Genomic DNA, 13,317 nt, shown 5'->3' on the forward strand with positions numbered 1-13,317 from the left:
TACCTCTGAAGATACCTTTTGCTGGACGGTTGGCGCCCGGATCGACGGACAGCCGGTGATAGCCCAGATCAATGTGCTGGTTTGGGCTGATATCGTTCGCAACAGCATGGCCCAATCAATCCCGTCCACATATTGGCAACTGGTCCGGACCTCATGGACCTACCTCAGCACCGGCACACTGCGCCGCCTGATGTGGATGCGCAAAGGGCCGGTGATTGCAGCACTTTATCCGGTAGTGATGTTGTTGGCGCAACTGGCCTTTGCACTTCTTGCCGGGGTGATGAGCGGCGGTTTGGTGCAACAATTGCTGATGGTCGCTTTGGCCGTGGTGGGACTGACCGACGGTGCTGTTTTCGGCAGCCTTGCATGGGTCGCTTGGGGGATTGGTTGGGTCGTGACACTTGGAATTGTCGTCTGGTTGCTGCGTTGGTTCAAGGCGCGCGACAACAAGCTGTTTGCCTACTATCTGATGCATGATTACGCCTATTCTGCGCAATTGCGGGGTGAGACACCTCCCGAGCTGGCAGCGCGCCTGAAGGATTTCGGGGCGATTATTGCAGAGGCCCTGAAAGAGGATGTCGACGAAGTTCTGATTGTGGGTCATTCATCGGGTGTACATCTGGCGGTGTCGATCATCGCTGATCTGCTCCGCGCAGGACATGTCCGCAAGGATGGCCCCGCGTTGGCGTTTTTGTCATTGGGACAGGTTGTGCCGATGGTATCCTTCCTGCCCTGCGCGCAGCGTTTGCGCAGTGATCTGGCCGATCTGTCGACCCGCGACGACATCACATGGCTTGATGTCTCTGCCCCGGGCGATGGCTGCTGTTTTGCCCTTTGCGATCCCGTGGCGGTGTCGGGGGTGGCGCCAGAGGGCAAGAGATGGCCCTTGGTGATCTCGGCGGCGTTTACGCAAAGCCTGTCACCTGAGCGTTGGAAAAACCTGCGGTGGCGGTTCTTCAGGCTGCATTTTCAGTATCTGTGTGCTTTCGACCAACCCAAGGATTACGACTATTTTCAGATCACGGCGGGACCTTTATTGCTGGCGGACCGCTATGCGGGGCGGAAACCTTCCAATTCCCGAATTCATGTGCCGGTGTCCAAATATACGTCGTTGATGTCATGACAAAGCTGCCCCCCAAGCCTGTATCACGATCGCAGAATGTGTCACTTTGGCGTTATATGCGATTGTTTCGCAAGGATATTTTGTCAGCCCAGCCTGCCAAGCTGTACCGGGCCTGGATGGCGGAATTTCGTACGCCGTTCTTTCACAGCTATCTGGTGAATGATCCTGCCGTCATCAAGCAAGTGTTGATCCAGAACCCTGATGCTTTTCCGAAATCCGAACGTATTGGTGCAGGGTTGCGACCGCTGCTGGGCAATAGTGTTTTTCTGACAAACGGTGAGAACTGGAAACGACAGCGCCGGATCATTGACCCGGCGTTTGCGGGCGGGCGGTTGCGTGACACGTATCCGGGTATCAAGGATGCGGCGGACGCAGGTGTGGCGCGGCTCTCTGCCAAGGCCGATGGCAGACCCCAAGAGATCGAGGCGATCACCAGCCACATTGCGGCGGATGTGATTTTTCGCACGCTTTTCTCGATCCCGATCGAAGACGATGCGGCGCAAGAGGTATTCGAGGCTTTCCGGGCGTATCAGCGCACGCAGCCGATCCTGAATCTTGCCGCTTTCATCAGTGGGCCCGCATGGATGCCACGGTTCTTTCGGTCGCAGACGAGGGCGACAGCAAGGCAGATCCGCAAGCTGATCACCCGACTGACGCAAGAGCGGCTGGATTTGATTGCTACGGGACATGCACCTGATGACCTGGCAACGAAGATCCTGACCACAAAGGATCCTGTGACTGGCCAGACCTTTACGCTGGAGGAAATGGTCGATCAGGTCGCCATATTCTTTCTGGCCGGCCATGAAACAAGCGCTTCTGTCATCGCCTGGGCGCTTTACCTGCTCGCACTCAATCCAGAATGGCAGGACGCGTTGGCGCAAGAGGCGTCGTCGTTCGGCGGTGCGGTTCAAGACCTGTCTGATCTGAAACAGACCCGCGATGTTTTTCGCGAAACACTGCGGCTTTATCCGGCCGTTCCGATGATGGTGCGCGAGGCAGCACATCCGGCAACCTTCCGGGACCGGCATCTGCGAAAGGGCGCGCAGGTTGTTTTGTCACCATGGCACCTGCATCGCCATGCCCGCCTTTGGGACAATCCTGATGCCTTTGATCCGGGCCGATGGGAGACCGCCAACGGCAAGGCCTGTGCGCGTGATGCATATCTGCCGTTCTCTGCGGGGCCAAGGATTTGCCCCGGTGCCGGATTTGCTTTGATAGAGGGGGCCGTTGTTCTTGCACGGCTGCTGAAGGCGTTCGAGTTCAAGACTGTTGACGGCAAGGAACCGGTGCCTGTGGCTCATCTGACGGTGCGTTCAAAAGATGGCATATGGCTTCGAATCGGGGAGCGGCAGGCTTATTCTGTTTCCAATTTGGCTACAGAAGGTGCATCGAGAGATTAAAAAATGCTCTTGGGAAACACAATTAAGGCCGTCAGAAAGTAGTATTTTCGTGATCGTAATCACCGAGCAGAAATAAATTCAATGGGTTAGCGATCTTTGCGGTCGTTTATGGAAAAATGGCAGAATTGCACTGCTGCCTAATTCGTGTCATATGTTTATTAATGGATTTATCAGCTAATAAGGAGGACCCCATCCTATGACAATTTCGCTTCCAGGTTCTTCAAGAAAAGGACTTGCTGGTCTTTTCAAGCGCAGGACAACTGAAAATCTGCCACGCACGGTGGCGAAAAAACGGTTGGGTGGGTCTGACCTTGCAAAGCTGTTCGACAAGCAGGCGCGCACTGCAAAAGCAACCAAACCCGCAAAGTTGAGCGAGACAGAGATCAGCGCAAGCGAACAACTGTCCAGCATGCGTGGCGCACTTTACTCCAAGAAATGATTTTTCGCCAGGGTACGCTCTAGCACGAAAATCCGTATTGCGGACGCAAGCCCGAGATCCCCTCGGGCTTCATCTATTTTGGCAGCTAGCCCATTTATGGTTTCGCCATCCGCTTCGGCAATATCGCGGAAGGCATCCCAAAAGATATCTTCGAGCGACACGCTCGTTCTGTGCCCTCTCAGCGTAAGCGACCGTTTGACAGGGCGGCGATGCCTCATCAATCATCCTCGAATTTCAATTGCGCCAGCCGGTCGCGCGCTTGTTTGGCCTGAGTCGCATCAAGTACCTTTTCCGCCTTTGTCCGGCCAAAGCGGACAGCGTTTTCATCCGCTTCCGCCTTGGAATCAGCCCGCGACCGGGCTTTGCGCGCTTGGTTCAGGTTGATCGGCTTCATTTGGGGCCGATCATGTCCTCGGGGCGCACGACCTCATCGAATGTCGCCTCGTCCACGAAGCCAAGCTTGACCGCTTCTTCCTTCAGCGTCGTGCCGTTCTTATGCGCGGTCTTGGCCACGGTCGTTGCGTTGTCGTATCCGATGGTCGGGGCCAGCGCGGTGACGAGCATCAGCGATTCGCGCATCAGCTTTTCGATCCGTGTCCGGTCGGCCTTGATCCCCGCGACGCAATTGTCTGTGAAGGTGACCGAGGCATCCCCCAAAAGTTGCATGGATTGCAAGACGTTATAGGCCATCATCGGCTTCATCACGTTCAATTCGAAATGCCCCTGCGAGCCGGCAAAACCGACGGCGGCATCGTTGCCCATCACCTGCGCGCAAACCTGCGTCAGCGCCTCGACTTGTGTCGGGTTCACCTTGCCGGGCATGATGGACGAACCGGGTTCGTTTTCCGGCAACATCAGTTCGCCAAGCCCGCAGCGCGGGCCAGAGCCCAGCATCCGGATATCGGCGGCGATCTTGTAGAGGCTGACAGCGACTGTTTTCAGTGCGCCGGACATTTCAACCAGCGCGTCATGGGCGGCAAGTGCCTCGAATTTATTCGGAGCAGTCACGAAAGGCAGCCCCGTGATTTCGGCCATATTGGCGGCAACGGTTTCGCCCCAGCCTTTGGGTGTGTTCAATCCGGTTCCAACAGCCGTGCCGCCTTGGGCCAACTCATAGATCGCGGGCAGCGCGGCCTTGATCCGGCGAATGCCCATGGCGACCTGATGGGTGTAGCCGGAAAATTCCTGCCCCAATGTCAGCGGTGTCGCATCCATTGTGTGCGTGCGACCGATTTTGATGATGTCATTGAATTCGGCCTGTTTTTGTTCCAGTGCTGCGTGCAGTTTCGCCAGACCGGGCAGCAGCACATCATGCGCTGTCATCGCGACTGCGATGTGCATCGCTGTCGGGAACGTATCATTCGAGGACTGGCCCATGTTGCAGTGGTCATTGGGATGGACCGGTTCTTTGGACCCGATCGTGCCACCCAGCATCTCGATCGCGCGGTTCGAGATGACCTCGTTGGCATTCATGTTCGATTGCGTGCCAGACCCTGTTTGCCAAACGACCAAGGGAAAATGATCGTCCAGCCTGCCAGCGACGACCTCGGCTGCGGCAGCAATGATCGCGTCGGCGCGGGTCGCGTCCAGTTTGCCGCGTTCCTTGTTGGCTATCGCGCAAGCCTGTTTGATGACACCCAAGCCGCGTACAATTGCCACCGGCTGTTTTTCCCAGCCGATAGGAAAGTTCATGATGGACCGCTGCGTTTGCGCGCCCCAATACCGGTCGCTGGGGACCTCCAATGGGCCAAAGCTGTCGGTTTCTGTGCGTGTATCGGTCATGGTGATCCCCAGTGGCTAAGTCATATCGAGCTATAGGCAGCGGGGGGCAAAATCGCAATATAGCATAGGTGGCAGGACTGCAGGATTACTTGCGAAACTGATCCAGACTAACGACCTCTGCCTCGCGGGGTGTGTCGCCCTTGTCGTCCTGAGGTTCGACCATTTCATCCATCGGTGCTTCTTCGATCTTTGCGTCGGGCGCGTCTTCCTCGTCCTGTGTCTCGAACCGGAGCCCGAATTCGACGGAAGGATCCACGAAGGTCTTGATCGCATCGTAAGGGATATAAAGTGTCTCGGGATTATCGCCAAAGTTCAGCGTGATCGTGAAACCTTCGTTCGTGACCTCAAGATTGCCGAACCAATGCTGGATCACGACAGTCATTTCACCGGGATACCGGTCTGACAGCCAGTCGGCGATTTCAACATCCGGATGCATTGTGTCGAAAGTGACAAAGAAATGGTGCTCCCCCGGAAGCCCGTCTTTTTGGACATCTGTCAGGACTTCCTGAATAAGACCGCGCATAGCCCGGTGCATCAGATTTCCGTAGTCGATCGTGCTGGTCACGCCACAATTCTCCTGTTGCCGTGTCCCTACCATACGGGATTCGATGGTGGTTTAAAGGGGGTCCGTCAGATCATGCCCGTTGCGGCGGAAACGCCTAGGCTGAGTGTTGCTGAAATGAGCAAAACAAGGGGCAGGGGCCAGTGGCGCCACAGCAGAAGGACGCCAGTCAGGCCGGCAAGCCCTATGGCGAGCGGCTGGATCGTGGTGATGTCTGGCCAGATTGTCTGGACCGGACCTGCCACGATGATGCTGACCTCACCAAAGAACACATGCACCGCAAACCACAGTGACAGGTTCGCGATGACCCCCACAACTGCTGCCGTGATCGCAGCAAGCGCGGCGCGCAGTCTTGGCCGCCCGTCAAGCCAGTCGATCAGTGGCGCCCCAGCGAAAATCCAGATAAAACAGGGAACAAACGTCACCCAAAGCGTCAATGCACCTGCGATCACTGCCATCCGGATGCCGCCCTCTGCCATGCCGGCGATCATGCCGACAAATTGCGTGACGAGGATCAGCGGACCGGGCGTTGTTTCGGCCAAACCCAAGGCATCCATCATTTGCGGGGTGCTCAGCCAGCCGTAAGACACAACGACCTCTTGGGTCATATAGGCCAGCACGGCGTAAGCCCCGCCAAAGGTGACAACGGCCAAAGTCGAAAAGAAAAGGCCAATGTCGCGAAGAAAGCTGTTGCCGGACGCGGCGATCAATCCAAAGGGTGCCGCCCAGACCACCGCACCGATGATGACAATCGTAACGCTGCGTCGCAGGTTCCCCACCGGGAGCTGATACGGCACCGGATCTCCGGGCTGGCCCAAGGCCCCGCTGAGTGCGGCGCAAAGGATCACCAACGGGAATGGCAGGCCGAAGAAAAACAGCGCCACAAACGCTGCTCCGGCAAGGATCAAATGCATCGGCCTGATCAAGGCACGTTTGGTAATCTTAAGCAGTGCCTCGATAACGATGATGACGACCGTGGCTTTCACGCCGAGAAACAAAGCCTGAACCACAGGCAAATTTCCATAGGTGCCGTAAGCCAAGGCAAGCACCATGATCACGACCGCACCTGGTAGCACGAAAAGCCCGCCGCCAATCAGCCCCCCGATGATTCCCTGCCGCTTCCAGCCTGCATAGGTCGCCAGTTGCATCGCTTCGGGCCCCGGCAGCAACATGCAAAATGACAGCGCGCGCAGGAATTGCTGCTCTGTCAGCCAGTCGCGTTTCTCGACCAGTTCCTTGTGCATCAGGGCGATTTGCGCGGCAGGTCCGCCAAACGACAACAGCCCGATGCGCCCGAAAACGCGGATAAGGTCGGACATCATGGCAGTGTTCCCTTGGTTCGTCCCGATATACTCCGCATCATAGGATCAACGCATTGTAAAAACGCGGTAACTTAACCAAGGATACGGCTGATTTCGCGCAGAATCTTGGCGCGTATGGTTTGCGGGTATTCGCGGTGTGTACGGGCGGTCATGACAAAGCCGTTGCGGGTAATCATCGAACCGCGAAAGAAATTCGTGATCGCCAGCCCCATTGATTCAATGGCGATGCCGTTGATCGTAACACCCGCGCGTTCCGCGGCACTGCGGGCCGCACGCACATCCGAGCCCGCGTTCGGAGTGCCATCACCCGACACGTCGATGACCTTTCGCTCGCAGATCGTCACCTCATCAAAAAGGTCGAGCGAAAAATAAATCGCCTCTGCCGGGGCGGTGTCGGACAGGACAAAGGCCCGTTCCATCTGGCGTGACTTCTGTGCGAATGCCTCGACATCCAGGGCCGTCCGCATTTGTGTCCACGGAATCGAAACTTCTTGTTTGTCGATCCCCGACCACTGAACCACGGTCAGGTAGTTTGCACCCGCCACCATGGCTTCGATGATTTCGGGATCGCGTAATGCATCTGCCAAACCGTCGGTTTGCAGCCGATATTCAGCCGGATCGATCGAATTCGAAACATCTATGGTCAGAATCAAGGCTGTATCGCATGCCTGCACCATGACAGGACTCGAAGAGAGAAAAGACGCAAGAGCAAGCCGTAACATGCTGTTATCGTGCGCATACCCTTGCAGCATTGCAAGCCACAAGAACACAGGTGCGTCACAATAGACCGAAGAAAAGAAGGGAAAGTGCAGGTTTCTGTTGCCAGGTACCTGCGGACCCCGCCTTAGGTCGCAAAACCCAAGGAGTTAAGGTTCGATATTAGGCGCTAGCTTACGCTGCGACTGCCATCGGTGCATTGTTGTCATTTGCAACTATACAATTTGTACCGATAACGGTGGTAACTCACCGGGACAAAGCTTACCCCTTTAGACGTTCGTCGATCCTATTTCGGCCCCATAGCCCCCAAATGAAGGGTTTTTGGTGGAGCCGCCGGGTACCGCCCCCGGGTCCGATCCGCTTATTACGAGCGCGTTTATGTCCATAGTCCCGAAGGACAAGACAGAGATAGGCAACCATTGCGCGGTCTGCAAGGGGGGTGGTGCATTGCGCGGGCCGACGCGGGGTCTATGATGAAAAAGCCATGTGTAACCTTTATTCCCTGACCACGACCCAATCGGCAATCACCGAGCTTGTGAACCTGTGGCGCGATGACACGGGCAATTTGCCCGAACTGGCGGGAATTTACCCCGACTATCCGGCACCTGTGATTACCAAGGCACCAGAGGGCCGTGTCATGCAGATGATGCGCTGGGGGATGCCGTCGCCGGCCTTTGCCCTGAAGGGCAAGAAAACCGACAAGGGGATCACCAACGTCCGCAATACCGCGTCCCCCCATTGGCGGCGCTGGTTGGGGCCAGCGCACCGCTGCATCGTACCCTTCACGAGCTTTGCCGAGCCGCGGCACGTCAATGAAGAAAAGCCTACAAACGTCTGGTTTGCCCCCGCTGGCCCGCAAGAGACCCTGTTCTTTGCCGGCATCTGGACCGAATGGACCTCGGTGCGCAAACTTAAGGAAGGCGAGACGACAAATAGTCTTTTTGCGTTCCTGACGGTGGAACCGAACGGGTTGGTTGGTCCGGTGCATCCCAAGGCAATGCCGGTGATCCTGCGCAGTCCAGAAGCGATAGCCCATTGGCTTGATGCGCCCATGGAAGAGGCTCTAAAGCTGCAACGCCCGTTTCCTGACGACGGGCTGAAGATCGTCGATGGCCCTGTCTAGATATTCAGCAGCACGGCAGGGATACCAACGGCGGCTTCCACGATGAAATACACCCATTTCTTCCCAAATGCCCCGTCCATGATCAGCGATGTCAAACGCCCTGCCGCAGCTCCGCACCAGCAAAAGCCAAGCATGACATAGGCCTCTGGTGTGCCCAGCCACAGCGCACCGATTCCCATACCCACAAACAACGCTCCGGCAGAGGCGCGAATTTCGGACATGCCCAACGTGGTTTTGCCGGTTTCCAGATCAAGCGCGCCAAGCGTATAACGTGGGGCAAGCCAGCCAAAGCAGCCCAAGCCAATGCTGAGGATCGTGAAGATGATGTTCAAAATATCCATAATCGGGCCTTATTGATGCGCCCGTGTCAACATGGCGCTATAGTCTCGCGCTTCAATGCGTGCTTAGGAGGCTTGCGAATATTGTGCGACGATATCGCCAAAGCCGTCATAGCGTTGCGCAATGATCCGCGTCAGCGGGCGTCCGGCTTCTGTGATCCGCAGGCCTTGACCCGTTGCGACTACACATCCGGCAAAATCTTCGAGGATCGCCTGATGGATCGGCAGCAGATCGCGTGCATTGGGGTGCGCATCCAGCTTTTGCAGATCAATCGCGAAATCGCACATCAGCATGTTGATGGCAGTGGCGCGCAGCCTATCTTTGGCGGTCAATTCATATCCGCGATGGCCCGAAAGTTTACCTGCCTCCACCCGTTCAATATAGGCGGCGGTGGCAGAAGCGTTCTGGACATAGCCTTGCGCGAATTGCGAAATCGACGAGGCCCCGATGCCGATCAGCGTCGGGCAGGTGTCGTCGGTATAGCCTTGGAAGTTGCGGCGCAGATGGCCGGTATTGCTGGCCATTGTCAGGCTGTCTTCGGGTTTGCCGAAATGGTCTATCCCGATGGCCTGATAGCCGCTGCCGACAAAGGCCTGTGCTGCTTGCCGCGCAAGATGGTAACGTTCTTCCTCACCCGGCAATGCCGCATCGGGGATCAGTTTTTGCCGCTTGGAAAAGGTCGGTACATGCGCGTACCCGAACAGCGCGATGCGGTCGGGGTCCAGCGCCTGGACTTTGGCAATGGTATTGGCCAGCTTGGCGGGTGTTTGATGGGGCAGCCCATAGACCAGATCCGCGTTCAAAGATGTGATCCCCGCATCGCGTAGGCTATCCACGCAGGCGCGGGTTGCCTCATAGCTTTGCTTGCGCCCGATGGCTTCTTGCACATCGAGCGCGAAATCCTGAATACCGATGCTGGCGCGGGTCATGCCCATTTCGGCCAGGGCGGCGATTTTGGCGTCATCAACCAGCGTCGGGTCAATCTCGACAGAAAAGCTGAAATCAGGGGCAGAGGGGATGACATCGTAAACGGCCTGCGCCAGTTCGCGGATCATGTCAGGCGGAAGTATCGTGGGTGTGCCGCCACCCCAGTGCATCTGCCCCATGATGATGCCATCGGGCAAAGTGGCGCGCAGCAATTCCAGTTCTTCTTTGACGACACGCAGATAGTTCACCACGGGTTTTAAAGTGGTCGTCCCTTGCGTCCGACAGGCACAGAACCAGCAAAGCCGCTCGCAAAACGGAATGTGGATATAGACCGACACCGGTGTCTCGGGATCAAGCGCCTTGAGGCAACTGACCTGAAACGCCTCACCCGTCTGCGGGGAGAACGCAGTCGCAGGCGGATAGCTGGTGTAGCGGGGCACGCGGGCGTCAAACAGACCCATGCGGCGGAGGGTATCGATATGTTCCATGCGTCCGTTTTTGACAGACTGTCGCGTGGGGTTTCTTGCGCCAGATCAAATGGCGCAAGAATTCTTCATGGGCTCAGCCAAGCTGATTGATGAAACAGGCCGCAGTTTCGGCGACCTGCTCGGGCGACGTGTCGCGCCGGAAGAAGGTTTTGAAGCCTGTTTCAGGGAACATCAGATAGGTCTGGGTTGAATGATCAACGAGGTAATACTCGGGATCACCTTCTACCGCGCGGTAGTAGGTCTTGTAAGCGTCGCTTGCCGCTTTCACCTGCGCGGGCGTGCCGGTCAGCCCCAGCATGTCTTCGTGAAAATTGTCGGTGAATTCGCGCACGACATCGACTGTATCCCGTTGCGGGTCGACGGAAATGAAGACGGTGCCAAGGTCAAGTCCCTGGTCTTCCAGCATATACGCGGCTTGCGCGTTGCGCGCACTGTCGAGCGGGCATACATCTGGACAGAAGGTATAGCCGAAGTAGACAAGGGTGGGCTTGGTAATGACATCCGTATCCGTGACCGTTTCGCCGGTCTCGGACACCAGTTCGAACGGGCCACCGATGGCATCGCCGGCCACCGCCGTGTCTCCACAGGGTGTTGCCGGTTGGGATTGCCATGCATAAAGGCCGATTGCGGCCGCTGCGGCAAGTGTGGTCGTCCCGAAGATGACAGCTTTCATAAGTGCCTCCGTTTAGCGAGAAACCCTCTGTTGAGGGCTCCGGTTTTGGTTAATTGCCATGTGCCGCTATATCGCGCTTGACGACATTGAACGCGATGGACACTTCGCCTGCCTGCTCGAAAATGAGCGTTGCAGGTACGGTTTCGCCTTCTTCCAGCGGGTCACCCCGTAGACCCATGAACATCACATGCAGCGCACCCGGTTCCAGCGTGACCGTTTCGCCGGCAGGCACGTCGACCCCGTCCACATGCATCATCCTGGCCACGCCATCGGTGAATTCGGTGGTGTGGATTTCAACGCGCGGGAAATCCGCCTCGACGCCGATCAGGCGGTCGTCGGTGGTGCCGGTGTTCGTGATTTGCATAAAACCACCGCCCGCCATGGCAGAGGGTGCCGTTTCAAAAGCCTTGGCATCGGTGACGGTGATGATGCTGTCGGCAAAGGCCGATGTTGCGGACAGGGTGAGAAGGGCCATTGCGGCCAGAGTGTTGCGTTTCATAGCGTTTTCTTTCGTTGGCGCAGACAGTGTCTGCAGTGATCTGTTTTGAAATGAAGAAAGGTCAGATCAGGCGAAAGGGGGCGCGCGTGCCGGATGGGCGACGGTGTTTGCTACCGCAGGGAACTGGCCTGCAGCGCGCGACCAGATGATGGCTTCGCCGCTTGCAATTGACCGGGCAGTCGTGATCGGGGTCGGCAAGGCACAGTTTTGTGCGATCACGCAGGCCATGCACTTACCGGCGGTGCTGAGCGGGTCATCGCCATCACCACATAATGCGGCCCAGTCGCCACCTGCCAGTATGAAGGCTTCTGCCTGTGCCTCGTCCCCGGGGGACAGCGTGCGGTGTCCAAAGCTGGACAGCGTCAGCGCGATCAGCACCAAGGCGGATATGAGGCTGCGCAGGATCATCCGGTTGCTTTGCCTGCCGGGTGTATCTGCTTTGTCATTGACGGCACGTGGCCTGATCGCGGAACGGCAAGAAAGGCAATGCTGTGATGTGAACTGTCATGCTGCATGGTTTTGACGTGGTCCCGGATAAGCATCGCTTAGGTGCTGCGCAGATTGGCGCTGTGGCGTCATGTTTATATCTTCCTGACGGAAAGAACATATGTTTTTCGGCCCGTGCCGCAAGATAGCCGTCGCACGAATAAGGCGTCCAGCGGACAGAATGTCAGTTGGCCTACATGAGCGAACTTTCATCATGCGGTGGCTTGATCCAGCCTGCATTAACCGCGCTTGGTTTGTTTTTCGGCGAAGACGTCTGTGGCCAATTCTTGCGTATAAGCAGCCAGTCCCGCCAGATGTGTGTCTGCCGCAGCGGCATCATGCGCTTCAAGTGCATCAGCGATACTGGTGTGCAAATCGACGATCTTTTCACGCGACCGCGCGCTGAAGGTGATCATATTCATCAGGGGCTGCATGGCCTCTACCGCACCTGCCAATTGATATGACAGCACCGGATTGCCTGCTGCATCCACCAAGGCGCGGTGAAAGGCGACATCCGAAGCACAAAAGGCCTCGTCCGTCAGACCCGGTTGGCATTGCCTGTGCGCCTCGGCCCGCATCGTGGCAAGGTGATCTGCCGTGCGGCGGGTGGCCGACAGCGCTGCACAGGCGCGTTCCAGCGCATAACGCGCTTCGCATGCGGTCGCAAAACTGACACCGTTCATCGACAAAAGCAGAGTCGATGTGGTGATTTGCTGGCCGTATGCGTCTTGGAATCTCAGGCGGTTCACGAAAGCGCCCCCCGTCGCCCCCCGTTGGGTCCGGATCAGGGATTGCGCCGCCAACCGTTTGAGCGCCTCGCGCACTGTGGGGCGCGAGACATCGAACTGTTCGGCCAGTTCCGCTTCTGACGGCAGGCGTTCATCGACAGGCAGGTCGCCACAGATGATCGCGTCGCGTATCGCCTTGGCGATCTGGGCTGACAGGTCAGCGGGGTTTTCAGGATCAATTTTCATTTGTCAGACAATTAAACGTCTGACATATCATTGTGCAAGCCCTGAGTCGCACTTGGCCGTTTGGGAGGACACCTGTGCCGCATCTGCTTCGATCGTCTTTGTGGTTGTCGTTCTTCGGAGCCATCCTTCTGGCGTGGTGGATGCTCTATAGCATGGCGATGGAGATGGATGTTGATCTGCTGGGCCGTCCCGGACCGATGGGGCAGGCAATGGCGGATATGGACCCGCGGATGCCGATGGATATGCCGATGGCGCGCTTTGGTCCTTTGTTTGCGATGTGGGCGGTGATGATGGCGGCGATGATGCTGCCCACGCTGGTTCCGACGCTGACAACATATGAAAGACTGATGGTAAGCGCCGATGGAACGCGGGCTGGCTGGGTTGGCCTGCTTTTGGGCTATTTCATCGTCTGGGTCGGTTTTGCCGCCATGATCACCGCCGTGCAACTGGCCCTGCTTTTCGG

Annotated in this window: 17 protein-coding genes and 1 other RNA gene; 5 read left to right on the plus strand and 13 right to left on the minus strand. The window is 57.2% G+C overall.

What is annotated here, in order from left to right:
- The 3 genes from R6T97_RS05415 to R6T97_RS05425 all read left to right on the plus strand — a co-directional run.
- A partial coding sequence (locus R6T97_RS05415; protein WP_410348279.1) for a hypothetical protein occupies positions 1-1,123 on the plus strand: 1,123 nt, incomplete at its 5' end.
- Positions 1,120-2,523 (plus strand): cytochrome P450, encoded by a 1,404-nt coding sequence (locus R6T97_RS05420; protein WP_410348280.1) that lies wholly within the window; start codon positions 1,120-1,122, stop codon positions 2,521-2,523. The genes R6T97_RS05415 and R6T97_RS05420, both read left to right, overlap by 4 nt.
- 196 nt (positions 2,524-2,719) lie before the next feature.
- Positions 2,720-2,962 (plus strand): hypothetical protein, encoded by a 243-nt coding sequence (locus R6T97_RS05425; RefSeq protein ID WP_410348281.1) that lies wholly within the window; start codon positions 2,720-2,722, stop codon positions 2,960-2,962.
- On the opposite strand, the gene R6T97_RS05430 is transcribed toward R6T97_RS05425, so the two are convergent.
- From R6T97_RS05430 to ssrA, 7 genes are all read right to left on the minus strand, one after another.
- The gene (locus R6T97_RS05430) at positions 2,947-3,180 is read right to left on the minus strand and encodes a ribbon-helix-helix domain-containing protein (RefSeq protein ID WP_410348282.1); all 234 of its coding nucleotides are present in this window, start codon (positions 3,178-3,180) and stop codon (positions 2,947-2,949) included. The genes R6T97_RS05425 and R6T97_RS05430 overlap by 16 nt on opposite strands.
- Positions 3,180-3,356, minus strand: coding sequence for a DUF4169 family protein (locus tag R6T97_RS05435; protein ID WP_410348283.1), 177 nt, complete (start codon positions 3,354-3,356; stop codon positions 3,180-3,182). The genes R6T97_RS05430 and R6T97_RS05435 overlap by 1 nt, the downstream gene beginning before the upstream one ends.
- Entirely contained in the window at positions 3,353-4,744 is a 1,392-nt protein-coding gene (fumC, locus tag R6T97_RS05440) for a class II fumarate hydratase (protein WP_410348284.1), read from the minus strand. The genes R6T97_RS05435 and fumC overlap by 4 nt, the downstream gene beginning before the upstream one ends.
- Positions 4,745-4,829: 85 nt before the next feature.
- Positions 4,830-5,309: an SspB family protein gene (locus tag R6T97_RS05445; RefSeq protein ID WP_410348285.1), complete on the minus strand. Its 480-nt coding sequence runs from the start codon at positions 5,307-5,309 to the stop codon at positions 4,830-4,832.
- A gap of 65 nt (positions 5,310-5,374) precedes the next feature.
- Complete coding sequence (chrA, locus tag R6T97_RS05450; RefSeq protein WP_410348286.1) at positions 5,375-6,628, minus strand: chromate efflux transporter; 1,254 nt, start codon at positions 6,626-6,628, stop codon at positions 5,375-5,377.
- 71 nt (positions 6,629-6,699) lie between these two features.
- Positions 6,700-7,350, minus strand: coding sequence for a DUF1194 domain-containing protein (locus R6T97_RS05455; protein WP_410348287.1), 651 nt, complete (start codon positions 7,348-7,350; stop codon positions 6,700-6,702).
- 83 nt (positions 7,351-7,433) lie between these two features.
- Positions 7,434-7,783, minus strand: a transfer-messenger RNA (tmRNA) gene (gene ssrA / locus R6T97_RS05460).
- A gap of 46 nt (positions 7,784-7,829) precedes the next feature.
- Between ssrA and R6T97_RS05465 the strand changes: the two genes are divergently transcribed.
- Entirely contained in the window at positions 7,830-8,468 is a 639-nt protein-coding gene (locus tag R6T97_RS05465) for an SOS response-associated peptidase (protein WP_410348288.1), read from the plus strand.
- On the opposite strand, the gene R6T97_RS05470 is transcribed toward R6T97_RS05465, so the two are convergent.
- The 6 genes from R6T97_RS05470 to R6T97_RS05495 form a co-directional block, all read right to left on the minus strand.
- The gene (locus R6T97_RS05470) at positions 8,465-8,809 is read right to left on the minus strand and encodes a DUF4345 family protein (RefSeq protein WP_410348289.1); all 345 of its coding nucleotides are present in this window, start codon (positions 8,807-8,809) and stop codon (positions 8,465-8,467) included. The genes R6T97_RS05465 and R6T97_RS05470 overlap by 4 nt on opposite strands.
- Before the next feature lie 63 nt (positions 8,810-8,872).
- Entirely contained in the window at positions 8,873-10,222 is a 1,350-nt protein-coding gene (gene hemN, locus R6T97_RS05475) for an oxygen-independent coproporphyrinogen III oxidase (RefSeq protein WP_410348290.1), read from the minus strand.
- A 73-nt stretch (positions 10,223-10,295) separates the two neighbouring features.
- Positions 10,296-10,895: an SCO family protein gene (locus R6T97_RS05480; RefSeq protein WP_410348291.1), complete on the minus strand. Its 600-nt coding sequence runs from the start codon at positions 10,893-10,895 to the stop codon at positions 10,296-10,298.
- Positions 10,896-10,944: 49 nt separating this feature from the next.
- Positions 10,945-11,394, minus strand: a complete 450-nt coding sequence (locus R6T97_RS05485; protein ID WP_410348292.1) for a copper chaperone PCu(A)C — start codon at positions 11,392-11,394, stop codon at positions 10,945-10,947.
- Positions 11,395-11,460: 66 nt separating this feature from the next.
- Entirely contained in the window at positions 11,461-11,802 is a 342-nt protein-coding gene (locus tag R6T97_RS05490; RefSeq protein ID WP_410348293.1) for a hypothetical protein, read from the minus strand.
- A gap of 317 nt (positions 11,803-12,119) precedes the next feature.
- A complete protein-coding gene (locus R6T97_RS05495; RefSeq protein WP_410348294.1) occupies positions 12,120-12,854 on the minus strand; it encodes a FadR/GntR family transcriptional regulator in 735 nt (244 codons plus the stop codon).
- 74 nt (positions 12,855-12,928) lie between these two features.
- On the opposite strand from R6T97_RS05495, the gene R6T97_RS05500 reads away from it, so the two are divergent.
- Positions 12,929-13,317 (plus strand): DUF2182 domain-containing protein (locus tag R6T97_RS05500; protein ID WP_410348295.1); only part of this gene is annotated, 389 nt, incomplete at its 3' end.

This window comes from Yoonia sp., from assembly GCF_046498525.1.
Lineage (GTDB): Bacteria > Pseudomonadota > Alphaproteobacteria > Rhodobacterales > Rhodobacteraceae > Yoonia.

Bases quoted from the DNA above. Each gene is read 5' to 3' on its own strand.
- R6T97_RS05420 (WP_410348280.1), top strand. From the start codon at position 1,120: ATGACAAAGCTGCCCCCCAAGCCTGTATCACGATCGCAGAATGTGTCA.
- R6T97_RS05425 (WP_410348281.1), top strand. From the start codon at position 2,720: ATGACAATTTCGCTTCCAGGTTCTTCAAGAAAAGGACTTGCTGGTCTT.
- R6T97_RS05430 (WP_410348282.1), bottom strand. From the start codon at position 3,180: ATGAGGCATCGCCGCCCTGTCAAACGGTCGCTTACGCTGAGAGGGCAC.
- R6T97_RS05435 (WP_410348283.1), bottom strand. From the start codon at position 3,356: ATGAAGCCGATCAACCTGAACCAAGCGCGCAAAGCCCGGTCGCGGGCT.
- fumC (WP_410348284.1), bottom strand. From the start codon at position 4,744: ATGACCGATACACGCACAGAAACCGACAGCTTTGGCCCATTGGAGGTC.
- chrA (WP_410348286.1), bottom strand. From the start codon at position 6,628: ATGATGTCCGACCTTATCCGCGTTTTCGGGCGCATCGGGCTGTTGTCG.
- R6T97_RS05455 (WP_410348287.1), bottom strand. From the start codon at position 7,350: ATGTTACGGCTTGCTCTTGCGTCTTTTCTCTCTTCGAGTCCTGTCATG.
- R6T97_RS05465 (WP_410348288.1), top strand. From the start codon at position 7,830: ATGTGTAACCTTTATTCCCTGACCACGACCCAATCGGCAATCACCGAG.
- R6T97_RS05470 (WP_410348289.1), bottom strand. From the start codon at position 8,809: ATGGATATTTTGAACATCATCTTCACGATCCTCAGCATTGGCTTGGGC.
- hemN (WP_410348290.1), bottom strand. From the start codon at position 10,222: ATGGAACATATCGATACCCTCCGCCGCATGGGTCTGTTTGACGCCCGC.
- R6T97_RS05480 (WP_410348291.1), bottom strand. From the start codon at position 10,895: ATGAAAGCTGTCATCTTCGGGACGACCACACTTGCCGCAGCGGCCGCA.
- R6T97_RS05485 (WP_410348292.1), bottom strand. From the start codon at position 11,394: ATGAAACGCAACACTCTGGCCGCAATGGCCCTTCTCACCCTGTCCGCA.
- R6T97_RS05490 (WP_410348293.1), bottom strand. From the start codon at position 11,802: ATGATCCTGCGCAGCCTCATATCCGCCTTGGTGCTGATCGCGCTGACG.
- R6T97_RS05495 (WP_410348294.1), bottom strand. From the start codon at position 12,854: ATGAAAATTGATCCTGAAAACCCCGCTGACCTGTCAGCCCAGATCGCC.